The organism is Stenotrophomonas sp. TWI819, from assembly GCF_039673075.1.
Taxonomy (GTDB): Bacteria; Pseudomonadota; Gammaproteobacteria; order Xanthomonadales; family Xanthomonadaceae; genus Stenotrophomonas; species Stenotrophomonas rhizophila_B.
Genome location: NZ_JBDJKY010000009.1, coordinates 177,669 through 191,536, shown reverse-complemented (window position 1 = coordinate 191,536; position 13,868 = coordinate 177,669). Strand labels below are relative to the sequence as shown.

The 13,868-nt window shown below is 67.5% G+C and carries 10 protein-coding genes; 3 read left to right on the top strand and 7 right to left on the bottom strand.

Annotation, left to right across the window (positions count from 1 at the left end):
• Positions 1 to 298: 298 nt before the first annotated feature.
• Complete coding sequence (locus ABE463_RS13965) at positions 299 to 1,912, bottom strand: alpha-glucosidase family protein (protein WP_346468566.1); 1,614 nt, start codon at positions 1,910 to 1,912, stop codon at positions 299 to 301.
• A gap of 303 nt (positions 1,913 to 2,215) precedes the next feature.
• Here ABE463_RS13965 and ABE463_RS13960 point away from each other — a divergent pair, with 303 nt between their 5' ends.
• The gene (locus ABE463_RS13960) at positions 2,216 to 3,214 is read left to right on the top strand and encodes a polyprenyl synthetase family protein (RefSeq protein ID WP_259261300.1); all 999 of its coding nucleotides are present in this window, start codon (positions 2,216 to 2,218) and stop codon (positions 3,212 to 3,214) included.
• A 29-nt stretch (positions 3,215 to 3,243) separates the two neighbouring features.
• On the opposite strand, the gene ABE463_RS13955 is transcribed toward ABE463_RS13960, so the two are convergent.
• The gene (locus tag ABE463_RS13955; RefSeq protein WP_346468565.1) at positions 3,244 to 4,044 is read right to left on the bottom strand and encodes a dienelactone hydrolase family protein; all 801 of its coding nucleotides are present in this window, start codon (positions 4,042 to 4,044) and stop codon (positions 3,244 to 3,246) included.
• A 181-nt stretch (positions 4,045 to 4,225) separates the two neighbouring features.
• Between ABE463_RS13955 and ABE463_RS13950 the strand changes: the two genes are divergently transcribed.
• Positions 4,226 to 4,822, top strand: a complete 597-nt coding sequence (locus tag ABE463_RS13950) for an SMI1/KNR4 family protein (RefSeq protein ID WP_346468564.1) — start codon at positions 4,226 to 4,228, stop codon at positions 4,820 to 4,822.
• A gap of 129 nt (positions 4,823 to 4,951) precedes the next feature.
• Here ABE463_RS13950 and murD read toward each other — a convergent pair whose 3' ends face one another.
• From murD to ABE463_RS13935, 3 genes are read right to left on the bottom strand one after another with little or no spacing between them, the layout of a single operon-like run.
• Positions 4,952 to 6,361 carry a UDP-N-acetylmuramoyl-L-alanine--D-glutamate ligase gene (gene murD, locus ABE463_RS13945; protein WP_346468563.1) on the bottom strand — a complete coding sequence of 470 codons (1,410 nt, stop codon included), beginning with the start codon at positions 6,359 to 6,361 and terminating at the stop codon, positions 4,952 to 4,954.
• Complete coding sequence (gene murL / locus ABE463_RS13940) at positions 6,342 to 7,694, bottom strand: UDP-N-acetyl-alpha-D-muramoyl-L-alanyl-L-glutamate epimerase (RefSeq protein WP_346468562.1); 1,353 nt, start codon at positions 7,692 to 7,694, stop codon at positions 6,342 to 6,344. The genes murD and murL overlap by 20 nt, the downstream gene beginning before the upstream one ends.
• Before the next feature lie 33 nt (positions 7,695 to 7,727).
• On the bottom strand, positions 7,728 to 10,331 hold the full coding sequence (locus ABE463_RS13935) for a bifunctional aspartate kinase/diaminopimelate decarboxylase (RefSeq protein WP_346468561.1): 2,604 nt from the start codon (positions 10,329 to 10,331) through the stop codon (positions 7,728 to 7,730).
• Between the two features lie 150 nt (positions 10,332 to 10,481).
• On the opposite strand from ABE463_RS13935, the gene ABE463_RS13930 reads away from it, so the two are divergent.
• Positions 10,482 to 11,357, top strand: coding sequence for a PhzF family phenazine biosynthesis protein (locus tag ABE463_RS13930; protein ID WP_346468560.1), 876 nt, complete (start codon positions 10,482 to 10,484; stop codon positions 11,355 to 11,357).
• Between the two features lie 16 nt (positions 11,358 to 11,373).
• Here the strand turns inward: ABE463_RS13930 and ABE463_RS13925 are convergent, their stop codons facing one another.
• Both ABE463_RS13925 and ABE463_RS13920 read right to left on the bottom strand, forming a co-directional pair.
• Positions 11,374 to 13,047 carry an amidohydrolase gene (locus ABE463_RS13925; protein WP_346468559.1) on the bottom strand — a complete coding sequence of 558 codons (1,674 nt, stop codon included), beginning with the start codon at positions 13,045 to 13,047 and terminating at the stop codon, positions 11,374 to 11,376.
• Positions 13,048 to 13,132: 85 nt separating this feature from the next.
• On the bottom strand, positions 13,133 to 13,567 hold the full coding sequence (locus ABE463_RS13920; RefSeq protein WP_123728599.1) for an OsmC family protein: 435 nt from the start codon (positions 13,565 to 13,567) through the stop codon (positions 13,133 to 13,135).
• Between the last annotated feature and the right edge of the window lie 301 nt (positions 13,568 to 13,868).

The window sequence follows — 13,868 nt, the reverse complement described above, 5'->3', positions numbered from 1 at the left end:
ATACATAAATGGGCTGGTGTACCGTTGCGCCCGGTAAATTTTTATTGGGGGGGGGGGGGGGGGGTTGGCGGGACCGTATGCCGCCATGGATGGCGGCATACGAGCTTACATGGACGTACTTGCAGCGGGTCCCGCTGACCCACCCCTGCCCGCCCAAATCAGCACGTTTACAGCCCCGAGTGCTGTGGCTGTGGCTGTGGCTGTGGCTGTGGCTGTGGCTGTACCCCAACGCACGGGCGCAAGACAAAAAAAGGGCGAGGCACCTGGCCCCGCCCTCTCAATACCACCGGAAAACCGATCAGCCGCGTCGCGCGCAATACATCGACTGCGCCGGCAACACCAGCTCATTACCAACAACCTCGCCCACGTCCGGACCAGGCACCTGCACCGCCTGCCACTCCCCCACCGGCAGCGCAACACGGACAGTCTCAGCAGACAGATTGAACGCCAACAGCAACGTCTCCTCCCCGTGCCCCCGCTCGAACATCAACACCGGCTCAGCGGATTCAAGGAAACGGATGTCGCCCACCAACAACGTCGGCATCGTCCGCCGCCACGCCAGGAACTGACGGAACGCGCTCAAGACCGAGTGCGGATCCTGTTCCTGCGTCGCCACCGACGCGGCCTGATGCTCCGCCGGAATCGGCAACCACGGCTCACCCGTCGTGAAGCCCGCCTTCGGCGCATCCAGCCATGGCATCGGCGTACGGCAGCCGTCCCGGCCCTTGAAGTTCGGCCAGAACGTAATGCCGTACGGGTCCTGCAGCGCCTCGAACGGCACGTCCGCCTCGCCCAACCCGAGTTCCTCGCCCTGGTACAAGCAGATCGACCCGCGCAGCGAGCACAGCATCGCCACCAGCATCCGCGCCAAGCGCGGTTGGGCAGGATGACCACCCCAGCGCGTCACCGCACGCTCCACGTCGTGGTTGGAGATCGCCCAGCACGGCCAGCCTTCAGTCATCGTCGCTTCCAGCCGCGACACGGTGTCGCGGATGTAACCGGCGCTGAAATCCTTCACCAGCAGCTCGAAGCTGTAGCCCATGTGCAGGCGGCCCGGCGCGGTGTATTCGGCCGTGGTCGCCAGCGAATCTTCCGCGGAGATCTCACCCAGGCTGACCGAACCCGGGTACGCGTCCAGCAGAACGCGCAACTGCTCGATGAAGCCGATGTTCTCCGGCTGCGTGTTGTTGTAATAGTGGTACTGGTAGGCGTACGGATTGTCCGCGCTGAAGCCACGGCCGAGGCGCTTTTCCAGCGGTTTGGCAGGGTTGTCGCGCAGCTGTGCGTCGTGGAAACAGAAGTTGATCGAATCCAGGCGGAACCCATCCACGCCACGGTCGAGCCAGAACCGCACGTAATCCAACGTGGCCTGCTGCACCGCCGGGTTGTGGAAGTTCAGGTCGGGCTGGTCGGCCAGGAAGTTGTGCAGGAAATACTGCTCGCGCCGCGGCTCCCACTGCCAGGCCACGCCCCCGAAGATCGACATCCAGTTGTTGGGCGGCGTGCCGTCCTCGCGCGGATCCGCCCACACGTACCAGTCCGCCTTGGGATTGGTGCGGTCCTGCCGGCTCTCCTGGAACCAGGCATGGTCGATCGAGGTATGGCTGAACACCTGGTCGATCATCACCTTCAAACCCAGCGCATGCGCCTTGGCCAGCAGCTGGTCGAAATCGGCCAGCGTGCCGAACAACGGGTCGACGTCGCGGTGGTCGGCGATGTCATAGCCGAAGTCGGCCATCGGCGATTTGAAGAACGGCGACACCCAGATCGCGTCGACGCCGAGCGCGGCGACATAGTCCAGGCGCTCGATGATGCCGGGCAGGTCGCCCACGCCATCGCCGTTGGCGTCCAGGAAACTGCGCGGGTAGATCTGATAGATGACGGCACCGCGCCACCATGGAGACTGCGACATTGGGGCCCCCCTTCGGGCTTCCACGGCACCCGCGAGGGAGCCAGAAACGAACCCGACAAGCTTAGCGGGGCGCCTCCAGCGATGGGGTCGCATGCATACGTATTCACGCCGGATCGCGGTGCGAGAGGCGTTCCGGGCGCCCGGTCAGGCGGCGCTTCGCCCAGCAGGGCGCCGGGGCCGGCGGCCAGGGTCTGCACGATCCGACGCCCTACCCCGCGCCTTGACCGGACCACCGGCGCGTCTTCGCGGGCGGAATACGACGGCACCGCCTATAATTCCGCCCAAGCCTGAAAGTCAGACCGCATGACCATCACCGAAGACACCCGCCCCGCGCTGGGCCTGCCCCAGATCCAGACGCTCGCCGCGCCCGACATGGACGCCGTCGATGCGCTGATTCGTCGCCGACTGTCCTCGGATGTCGTGCTGATCAACCAGATCGCCGACCACATCATCTCGGCCGGCGGCAAGCGCCTGCGCCCGATGCTGGTGATGCTGGCCGGCCGCGCGGTCGGCCAGGCCGGCCCGGAACATCACCAGCTGGCGGCAATCATCGAGTTCATCCACACCTCGACCCTGCTGCATGACGACGTGGTGGACGAATCCAGCCTGCGCCGTGGCCGTAGCACTGCCAATGCGCTGTGGGGCAATGCGCCAAGCGTGCTGGTGGGCGATTTCCTGTACTCGCGCAGCTTCCAGCTGATGGTCGAGTTGGACCGCATGCCGGTCATGCGGATCCTGGCCGACACCACCAACCGGATCGCCGAGGGTGAGGTGCTGCAGCTGCTGCATGTCCACAACCCGGACACGGACGAAGCGGCCTATCTGCGCGTGATCGAGCGCAAGACCGCGGTGCTGTTCGCCGCCGGCACCCGTCTGGGCGCGCTGGCCAGCGGCGTGGACGAAGCCACCCAACAGGCGCTGTACGACTACGGCATGGCGTTGGGGTACGCCTTCCAGATCGCCGACGACGTGCTGGACTACTCGGCCAATGCCGAGGAGCTGGGCAAGAACCTGGGCGACGACCTTGCCGAGGGCAAGGCCACCCTGCCGCTGATCCACGCGATGGCGCATTCCGATGCCACCACCCGCGAGCGCCTGCGCGAGATCGTGCAGAACGGTGACGCCGAGGCGATGCCCGAGGTGCTGGCGGCCATCCACGCTACCGGCGGGCTGGAATACAGCCGCGCCCGTGCCGAGGAATACGCCGATGCCGCCGAGCGTGCGCTCGACGGCCTGGCCGACAACGATGCCGTGGCCGCCCTGCGCGGGCTGGCCCGTTACGCGGTGCAGCGCTCGCATTGATCGGAGGCGTGCCGACCAACGGTCGGCACCTACCGGCGGGTCGTTTCGAACCGCTCCTCGAAGAACTCATCTAGCGCCTTCCACGCGCGCTTGGCCGCGCGTTCGTTGTACTGGCACCCCGGGGGACTGTTCGCATCCGACTCGGCAAAGCAGTGCACCGCGCCGCTGTAGTTGGTGAACTCCCAGTTCACCTTGGCGGCGTTCATTTCCTGCTCGAAGCTGGCGATGTCGTCCTTGCTCACGCTCTTGTCATCGGCGCCATTGAGCACCAGCACGGAGGGATGGGTGCCACCGGCCTTGGCCGGCAGCGGCGAGCCCAGCCCGCCGTGCAGGCTGACCACACCGGCCAGCGGCGCACCGGCGCGTGCCATCTCCAGCACCGTGGTGCCGCCGAAGCAGAACCCGACCGCGCCGATCCGGCTGGCATCCAGCGGCGCCTTGCCAGCCTGCGCCTTCAGCACCTCAATCGCCTTGAGCGCACGCGCCCGCAGCACCGGACGGTCATTGCGCAGCTTGGTCGCCACCGGACCCGCCTCGGCATCGGTCTTCGGGCGCACGTCCTTGCCGTACACATCGGCCACCAGCACCACATAGTCATCGCCGGCCAGCTGCTTGGCCTTGGCGATGGCCGAATCGTTGACGCCCTTCCAGTTGGGCACCATCACCAGGCCCGGGCGTTTGTCGTTGTCGCTGTCGTCGTAGACCAGCACCCCGCTGAAGGTGGTGCCGTCCTGTGTCCACTCCACCGGCTTGGCCTGCATCGCCGCCAGCGCGGGCAGCGCCGTCATGCCCAACAGCACCGCCGCACCCCACCGCCATTGCTTGTTCATGCGTCTGCTCCCGACAGAAAGAGCCCTGAGTGTATGACGGCCGGTTGACGGGACCGTGTAGAAGCACGGGGTCGACGCGCACCCCGTGACCTGGCAGGCCGGCCGCGCCCGACCTCATCTGGATTAACTACCTCCGTCCCTGTTATGGCAGGCTGGCCGGCCCCTGTGCATGGAACCCCTCATGAGCCTTGTCGATCGCTTTCTTTCCGGCCTGGTGCCGCGCCTGCCCGACGACGATGCGCGGATGTGGGGCTGGGTCGAAGGGGCCAGCGCGGCCGATCTGGCGCGCCTGCGCGAGCGCTGGCAGCAGGTGCCCGAGAGCCTGCTCGCGCTGTTGGCGCGGGTGGATGGCACGCATTTCCGCACCTACCCGGGTGGCGAGGCGGTGGTGCTGATGCTGGGATCGGATGTCGAGGAGGGGCATTACCCCTATTACCTGCGTTCGGTGGGCCAGATATTCGAGGACAGCGCGCAGTGGGATGACAGCATCCGCTCGATCTACGAGGAGTGGCTGGAGGAAGACCCCGAGATTCTCGGCGACGGCATCGATGCGGACCTGCCGATGGGCAAGCGCCTGTGCTTCTCGCACTGCATGAACAATGGCGGCACCTCGATGCTCTACCTGGATTTCGATCCCGGACCCGGCGGCACGGTCGGCCAGGTGGTGCGCTACCTGCACGACCCGGACAGCTATGCCGTGATTGCACCGGGTTTCGATGCGTACCTGCAGCAGCTCATCGACGGGGATTACGCGTTCATCGATGAAGAAGAAGCCTGATACCTGCATCACCGGCGTAACCAGGGTAGATGACGTATCCCGCGTCGCCCCAAGGTAGAGCCACGCCATGCGTGGCTGCAGCATCGATGCCAACAGCAGCCACGCATGGCGTGGCGCTACATCGACAGATCAGGCAATCCCGATGCCCGGAATCGCGGTGATCTGGTCCGCATCAAAGCCGGCCAGTTCGGCGAAGTGCCGGCCACGGGCGACGTAGTCGCGGTACACGCCATAGCTCGGCGCCCCCGGCGACAGCAGCACCACTCCGCCCTGCCCGCCGAGTGCGGCCTGCGCCAGCCGCATGGCCTCGGGCAGATCGGCGGCGGCATGCAGACCGAAGCGGCCGACATCGGCCAGCGGCTGCAGCAGCGCGTGGATGCGCGGGCCGTTGGCGCCCATCGTGACGATCTCCACCGGCGGCACGTCGTGGGCCATGTGCGCGACGAAGTCATGCCAGTCCAGGCCACGATCATGCCCGCCCACCAGCAGCGCGATGCGGCGACCCGCGAAACATTCCAGCGCCGCCAGACTTGCGTGCGGCGTGGTGCTGATCGAATCGTTGACGAAGGTGATCCCCTCGCGCATGCCGATGGTCTGCAGGCGGTTGGGCAGCGGGCGGAAGTCCTGCACCGCCGGGGCCAGTGCCACCGCGTCCAGGCCCAGCGCCTCGATCGCAGCCAACACCGCGCACAGGTTGCCGCGGTTGTGTCGGCCGGGCAGCGGCGTGTGTGAGGTATCGAACACGGCCTGCTCGCCGCGATGCACGACATCGCCGCGCATATGCCAGCCCAACGGCTGGTTGAACCAGATGACCTCGCTCTCCGGCAGCGTCACCCCGGCCAGGTGCGGGTCGGCCGCATTGAGCACCGCGATCCGCGGCGCGGCCCCGGTGACCAGCTGCAGTTTGTCCTCGATGTAACGCGCTTCGCTGCCGTGCCAGTCCAGGTGCTCGGGGAACAGGTTGAGCACGATGGCGACCTGCGGGTGCGCGCCACTGCGCGCGACCTCGCCGGTCTGGTAGCTGGACAGTTCCACTGCCCAGTACTGCGGCGCCGGCTGCGGGGCCAGCACTTCCAGCAGCGGCAGGCCGATGTTGCCGATCAGCCCGGTGCGCGCACCCGAGGCGCGCAGCAGATGCGCCAGCAGCGCCGTGGTGGTGCTCTTGCCCTTGGTGCCGGTCACGCACACGGTGTTGTGCACGATGCCGTCGGCAGCGGCCTGCTCGGCGAACCACAACGAGGTACCGCCGATGAACTGCGTGCCCTGTGCGGTGGCGTGCAGCGCTGCCTCGCCATACGGGCTGATGCCCGGCGATTTGATCACCACCTCGAACGCGGCCAGCGCCTCGCCGGTGACATCCGAACGGACCGTCAGCGCGCCGTAGGTTTCCTCGCGCGCGCCGGCAACCTCGGCCTCCGGGCAGAACAGGGTCAGCGGCAGCGACGGCAGCCGCTGCTGCAGGACGCGGAACGCCGCACGCCCCTCACGTCCCCAGCCCCACAACGCAACGCGCTTGCCTTCAAGCTGCGAAATTCGCACGCAGACGCTCCCAGATCGCCGGCGGAATGCGGTGTTCGCCTTCCAGCGCCAGCAGCGGCTCGATCTGCAGTTCGGTGGCATCCAGCTGCGGGCGGATCTCGTGGACGAAGCGCTTCACCAGCGCGTCTTCATTCCATTCCGGGCGCGCGGCCAGGGTCGCCATCGCAGCGCGCGATTCGCGGCCTTCGCCCACGCACTCGAACGGCTTGTGGTCCTGGAATTCCAGCAGCGCATCGAAGCCCGGGGCCTGCTCGATATCGTCCAGCAGGTTGCGGCCGAAGATGCCGACCAGGCGCATCTTCGGCATGAACGGGGCCAGCGCCAGGAACACGAAGTGGCACTTCGGGCAGACGCCGCACCAGCGGTTCACAGGGCGCTCTCCCAGGATGTGGAAATTGCGGTTGCAGCTGGAAAAATGCGCGTCGTAAACATCGCTCTTGGCGAACTGACGCGCCACCGCCAGCTCCGAGAGCGGTCGCAGCAGCGAGTAGTAATGCAGGTCCGCCGCGACGTGGCGTTCCAGATGCTCACCGAAGGCCTGTTCGAACGCCCAGCCCTTGGACCACTGGTGGTTGACCTCGCCGGTGCCCGGAATCTGGCTGCCATAGCTGGCCGAGCGTTCGTTGGAGAACACCACCTGGTCCACGCCCTGCAGCAGCGCCGCCAGCACCAGGATCGCCGAGTTCACCGCGGTGACCGGGATATGGCCATTCCAGGCGCCCTGGCGGTTGAGCTCGAACAGCTCCGGGGCCAGCGTGCGGCCGATGTTGAGGATCGGCAGGCCGGTGCGCTCGGCGCAGGCACGGATCAGCTGCGAGCCGCCAATCCACGTGACCGTTTCGGCGATACCCAGGCTGCGCAGCGCTTCGATGCTGACCAGCGAATCCTTGCCGCCGCCGATGGCGACCAGCGCGTGTTCGCGCAGGCCCAGCGCCGGTGCGGCGAAGGCCTCGCCCTCGACCGGCAGGCGGAAGCGGCCACGCAGGTTCAGGCCATTGCGGTAAGCGAATTCGCCCAGGCCGTTGAGATAGACCGTCTCGACCAGCGCCGCGGTGGCCGCATCGATGGTGTAGCTGTCGATGCGCACCTGCTCGGGCACGCCGGCCTTGTAGTAGCTCACGCCAGCCATCAGGTGCAGCAGGCGCAGGGCGCGCTGCACCGCCTCGGCGCGGTCACCCTCAAGCACGAACGGCGCGCCCGGAATGGTCACCGTCTCGATCAGCTCCGGGCCGTCATCGAAGGCGTAGACCAGCTGCGCCACGCCGGTGTCCGCGGCGAAGTCGCAGCGGACGAAGCGGAAAACGGCAACCTGGTGTTTGTCAAAAGCAGTCATGGTGTATCCGGTTTGAAAGGCGGCAGGCAGCGGTCACGGGCCATCATCGATGACGTCCTCGCGCGGCAGCTCGCGCTGGTTGTAGGTGTTGGCCATGACGTAGCCATACGCGCCGGCATCGGCGATCAGCATCACATCGTCCGGCGCGGTCGAGGCCGGCAGGCGGCGGCGCTTGCCGAACACGTCGCTGGATTCGCAGATCGGGCCAACCACATCGAACATCGCTTCGGAGTAACCACTCAGGCGGCTGAGGTTCTCGATGTCATGCCAGGCGTCGTACAGGGCCGGGCGCATCAGCGTATTCATGCCCGCATCCAGACCGACGCGGCGGATGCCGTCCTTCTCCACCACCTGGGTGGCCCGCGCCAGCAGCACGCCGGACTCGGCCACCAGGTAGCGACCCGGTTCGATCGCCAGCCGGAACGCCGGGTGCACGGCCTTCACTTCGGCCAGGCCGATCGCCCAGGCCTCCAGATCGAACGGCTCGTCGTCGGCGCTGTACGGGATCGGCAGGCCACCGCCGATATCGATGGTCTCGATGCTGCCGATGCGGCGGGCGAACCCGGCCAGTTCATCGCACATCAGGCGCCAGTGCTGCGCGGTTTCCACGCCGCTGCCCAGGTGCGCATGCAGGCCGACCACGCGGGTACCCAGCTCGCCGGCAATGCGGACGAACTCATCCACGCGGGCGATCGGCAGGCCGAACTTGGAGTCCTTGCCGCCGGTGCGGACCTTGGCATGGTGGCCTTCGCCACGGCCCAGATCCACGCGCAGCCACAGTTCGCGGTTGCTGAACAGTTCCGGCCAGCGCTGCAGCGCTTCCACGTTGTCCAGGGTAACGGTGACGCCCAGCGCGAACGCGGCATCGTACTCAGCATGCGGCGCGAAGCTGGGGGTGAACAGCACGCGCTTGGGCGACAGCGTCGGCAGCGTGTTGAACACGTGCTTGAGCTCGCCGTGCGACACGCACTCCAGGCCGAAGCCTTCCTGCTCCAGCACCTCCAGGATGGCCGGGTGCGAGTTGGCCTTGATCGCGTAGTAGCGCTGGTCGATCGCCTTGATCGCGTTCAGCGCGCGCGCACGCGCCCGCACCGTCGGCAGGTTGTAGACGTAGCGCGGCGTCCCGGCCTGGGCGAGCGTCAGCAGGTGCTCGCGCTGGCCCCGCCACCAGGCGGTTTCGCGCGGGCGGATGGTGCCGGCGATTTCGCGCCAGCGCGGGCCGAACACTTCGCCCTCTTCCACCGGCATCGCGCCGCTGTCGATCAGCTCGGCGTGCAGGATCGGCAGCAGGCCGTCCGCGTCCGCTTCGTCGATGACGAAGGTCAGGTTCAAGTCATTGGAGGACTGCGAAATCATGTGCACACGTTCGCGGCCGAAGGTGGCCCACACGTCCGAGAGCTTGTGCAGCATCGAGCGCATGCCGCGGCCGACCAGAGTGATCGCCGCGCACGGCACGATGATCTTGACCTTGCAGATCTGCGACAGGTCGGCCGACAGCGCGGCCAGCACATCAGTGCTGACCAGGTTTTCGGACGGGTCCAGCGAGACGGTCACGTTGGTTTCAGCCGAACCGATCAGGTCCACGGAGAGGCCATGCTTCTTGAACAGCCCGAACACGTCGGCCAGGAAGCCGACCTGCTGCCACATGCCGATGCCTTCCATCGAGACCAGCACGATGCCGTTGCGGCGGCTGATCGCCTTTACGCCCGGCACCGCTGCGGCATTGCCATCGATGCTGGTGCCCGGCAGCTCGGGGCGCTCGGTATCCAGGATCGCCATCGGCACGCCGGCATCGCGGCACGGCTTGATCGAACGCGGGTGCAGCACCTTGGCGCCGGTCGTCGCGATTTCCTGCGCCTCGTAATAGTCCAGGCGGGTCAGCAGGCGCGCGTCGGGCACGTCCTTCGGGTTGGCGCTGAACATGCCCGGCACATCGGTCCAGATCTCCACGCGGCTGGCACCGAGCAGCGCACCGAAGTACGCCGCCGAGGTATCCGAACCGCCGCGACCGAGGATGGCGGTGCCACCATCGGCATGGCGGGAGATGAAGCCCTGGGTGATCAGCATGCGGGTCGGCTGGGCGCGGAAACGCGCGGCCCACTCCGCCTCGGCACGCCACTGGCAGTTCACCGACAGACGCTGCGACCACTCGCTCTGGCTGGGTTGCGGCGGCAGTGCATCGAGCCACTCGCGTGCATCCATCCAGCCGAAATCCAGGCCACTGGCGCGCAGGTAGGCCGCACCGACGGTCGAGGACAGCAGTTCGCCCTGGCCCAGCACCTCGGCCTGCCACTCCAGCGGCCGAGCGGCGGCACGCGGATCGTCCAGCAGCCCGGCCAGCGCGTCCAGACGCACGTCCAGCGCGGTGGCATCCAGCTCCAGCTCGGTCAGGAATTCGCGGTGGCGCGCGACCAGCGCGGCGACACGGTCGCGGCTGTCGGCGGCGCCATCGGCGATCGCGGTGAGTTCATTGGTCACCCCGGACAGCGCCGATACCACCACCAGCACGCGCGAGCCCGTTTCTTCCGCCCGTTTTTTCGCCAGTTTGCCGATGGTGTCCCAGCGGTGACGACGCGACACGGAGGTGCCGCCGAACTTCAGTACGATCCAGCGATCGACAAGGGGGGAAGCTGACATGGAGGTGGAGGTTTGGGTAGTGAGGGGGATCGCCCGGCACGCCGGGCCGAACCCCCGATTCTATGCCAAGCCTGCCCGTTGCAGGGGCCGGGCCCGCAATGCGGCCCCGGTTGGTAAGCTGCCCGCCCGTTTTTCGTTGAGCGCCCCGCCATGACCTCCCGTCGTTTCCTGCAGCTGGATGTGTTCTCGCCCTACCCCGGCGCCGGCAACCCGCTGGCCGTCGTGCTTGATGCACAGGGCCTGGACGAGACGGCGATGCAGGCCATCGCCCGCTGGACCCGGCTGCCGGAGACCACCTTCGTGTTCCCGCCTGCCGCCCCGGGCGCGAGCTACGGCATCCGCATGTTCAGCCCGCAGAAGGAAGTCCCGTTCGCCGGCCACCCCAGCGTTGGCACCGCGCATGCCGTGCTGGAACTGGGCGTGGCCGCGCCGGTCGAGGGCGTGCTGGTCCAGGACGGCATTGCCGGGGCCCTGCCGCTGCGCGTGGACGGCAGCGGTGACACCCGCACCATCGCGATCCGTACCCCGCGCGCCGCAGTGGCCGAAGTGACCACTGCCGCCGACCCGCGCCTGCAGACCGCGCTGGCGGGCTGGCCGCTGGGCAATCTGCCGCCGGCGCGCATGGCCGGTGGCCGCAGCTGGTGGGTGGTGGAACTCGCTGACGAGGCCGCCCTGCGCGCGCTCACCCCCGATTGGGATGCCGTGGCCACCTTGGCCGAGGCCACCGACAGCATGGGCGTATTCGCCTATGCACGCAGCCAGGGCCAGGCGTGGGATCTGGCGGTGCGTGCGTTCGTCGGCAACGGTCGCCGCTTTGAAGACGCCGCCTCCGGTGCGGCCAATGCGGTGTTGGCTGCCTGGCTGGACAGCCGCGATGCGCTGCCTGGCACCGCGCACGGCTACGTCGTCAGCCAGGGCCGCGAAGTGGGCCACGATGCGCGCCTGACCCTGCGCATCGATGACCATGGCGATGTCTGGTCCGGCGGCCAGGTGCAGACCGTCATCCGCGGCACGCTGGACTGGTGATCCCGGCGGCGGCGCGTCAACGCGCCGCGTCGTACACCGGTGCGCCATCGACCCAGGTCGAGCGCACCTGAAGATCGGCCAGTTCGGCGGGGGCGACGCTGAGTGGATCGCGGTCGAGTACCACGAAATCCGCGCGCAGGCCGGGCTGCAACCGGCCGACCTGGGCCTCATCATGGCCTGCCCACGCGGCGTCGGCAGTGAAACCCCGCAGCGCTTCGGCCGCGGTCAGGCGCTGGTCGGGTTGCCAGCCCGCCGGCGGTTGGCCCGCACGGTCCTGGCGGGTGACCGCGGCATACAGGCCCAGGCGCGGATCCACCTGCTCCACCGGGAAATCCGAACCCAGCGCAAGCCGGGCACCGGAGCCCAGCATCCGTCGCCACGCATAGGCACCAAGGATGCGCTCGGGCCCGACCCGATCCTGCGCCCAGCCCATGTCCGAGGTGGCGTGGGTAGGTTGCATCGAGGCGATCACGCCGAGCTGGGCAAAGCGCGGAATGTCCTCCAGCGCCACCACCTGCGCATGCTCGATCCGCCAGCGATGGTCGCTGCCACGGCGCTCGCCCAGCACTCTGGCATAGGTGTCCAGCGCGATCCGGTTGCCGCGATCGCCGATCGCATGGGTGGCGACCTGGACATGACAGGTATCGGCTTTGCGCACCGCCGTTTCAAAATCGGCCGGCGAGGTCACCAGCAAGCCGCGGTTGTGCGGGTCGTCGCTGTAGTCGGCCAGCAGCGCGGCGCCTCGGCTGCCCAGCGCGCCATCCATGAACAGCTTGACTCCGCGCATTTCCAGCCGGCCACCGGCGTGCTGGTAGGCCCCGTTTGCGCACAGATCGGCCAGCGCCTCGCCGTTGCCATCGGCATAGGCGTCGATGCGCAGTGGCAGCCGCCCGGCATCGGCGAAGCGGCGCATCAGGGCCAGATCGGCGCGCGATATGCCCATGTCGTGCACACCGGTCAGGCCTTGGCTGACCGCCTTATCCAGTGCGCGGGTCAGCATCTGCTCGCGGGTGGCATCGCTGGGCGTCGGGATCGCCGCCTGCACCAGGGTCATCGCTTCATCGACGAACACCCCGCTCGGTTGCCCCTTGGCATCGCGCACGATGCGCCCACCGGCCGGCTGCCAATTGCCCCTCAATGCGCGTTGGCCAGGCTGACGTGCGACCGCGCGCAGTGCCGCGCTGTTGCCCCAGCCGGCATGACCATCAATGCGACCCAGCCAGACCGGTCGATCCGGGAATGCCGCGTCGAGGTCGGCCACGGTCGGGAACTGTTTGTCCGGCCACCGGTTCTGGTCCCAGCCGCTGCCCAGCAGCCAGCCGTCGGGGTTGTCGGCCGCAAAGCGCTGCAGACGCGCAACGATGTCCTGCCTGCTGGTCGCGCCGGTCAGGTCGGCCTGCATCAGCGTGCCACCGAGCAACATCAGGTGTGCATGCGCATCGATCAGCCCCGGGATCACGGTGGCCTCGCCAACGTCGGTCAGCGCCGCCAGTGGATACAGCGCCAGGAGTGCCTGCCGATCACCGACGGCAAGCACGCGCCCGGTGTAGGTATCCCAGGCCAACGCCGTGGCCGCCGGTGCCTCGGGATGGCCAGTGTGGATGGTCGCGGCGGTCAGCAGACGCACATCGGCCTGCGCGGTGCCGGCCAGCAGGCAGGCCATCAGGGTGGCAAGAGCGGTCGGACGCATGCAGATACCCCACAACAGGAAAGCGGCGACTATGCGGCCGCCGCTTTCCCATCACAATCTGCTGTGCACCAATCGCGGGCGCGGATCAGCCGGCCAGCTCGGCCTCAAGGCTGATCGGTACCGCACTGAGCGCCTTGGACACCGGGCAGTTCTGCTTGGCGTCATCGGCGATGGCACGGAACTGGGTGGCCTCGATGTTCGGCACTACGGCCTTCACCTTCAACGTGATCTGCGACAGCTGGGGGCCACCCTCCATCGAGAGGTCGACCTTGGCTTCGGTATCCAGCGAGGTCGGCACGAAACCGGCTTCGGTGAGCTTGGCCGACAACGCCATCGTGAAGCAGCCGGCATGGGCGGCGGCGATCAGTTCCTCCGGGTTGGTGCCCTTCTCGTCGCCGAAGCGGCTGCTGAAGGCATAGCGGGTTTTGTCCATCAAGCCGCTCTGCGGCGTGCTCAATTGTCCCTTGCCTGTCTTGAGGTCACCTTCCCAATGCGCGGTGGCGTGGCGTGAAATACCCATCGTGAGATCTCCTGCGGCGTGAATGACCGGACCAGCCTAGACCGTGGCGCGTTAGTGCTATGTCTGATCGCTGTCAGGTGATCGGCAGGTGTCGCCCCCAGCTGAATCGGCCCTCAAGACCGATGCTGTTTTCAAGCGGTTTTCGTGCGACAGTCGGGGTGCGACGGTCCATGACCGATGGCCTCCGCCGCGAGGGCGGACCCTGTTTTTTGGCTATGACCTGATGCACTGCGGTAACGAAGGGCGTGGAAATCACGAATATTTATGCGTTTGCCTATTGGCGGCGCCCCATAGTTGCCCT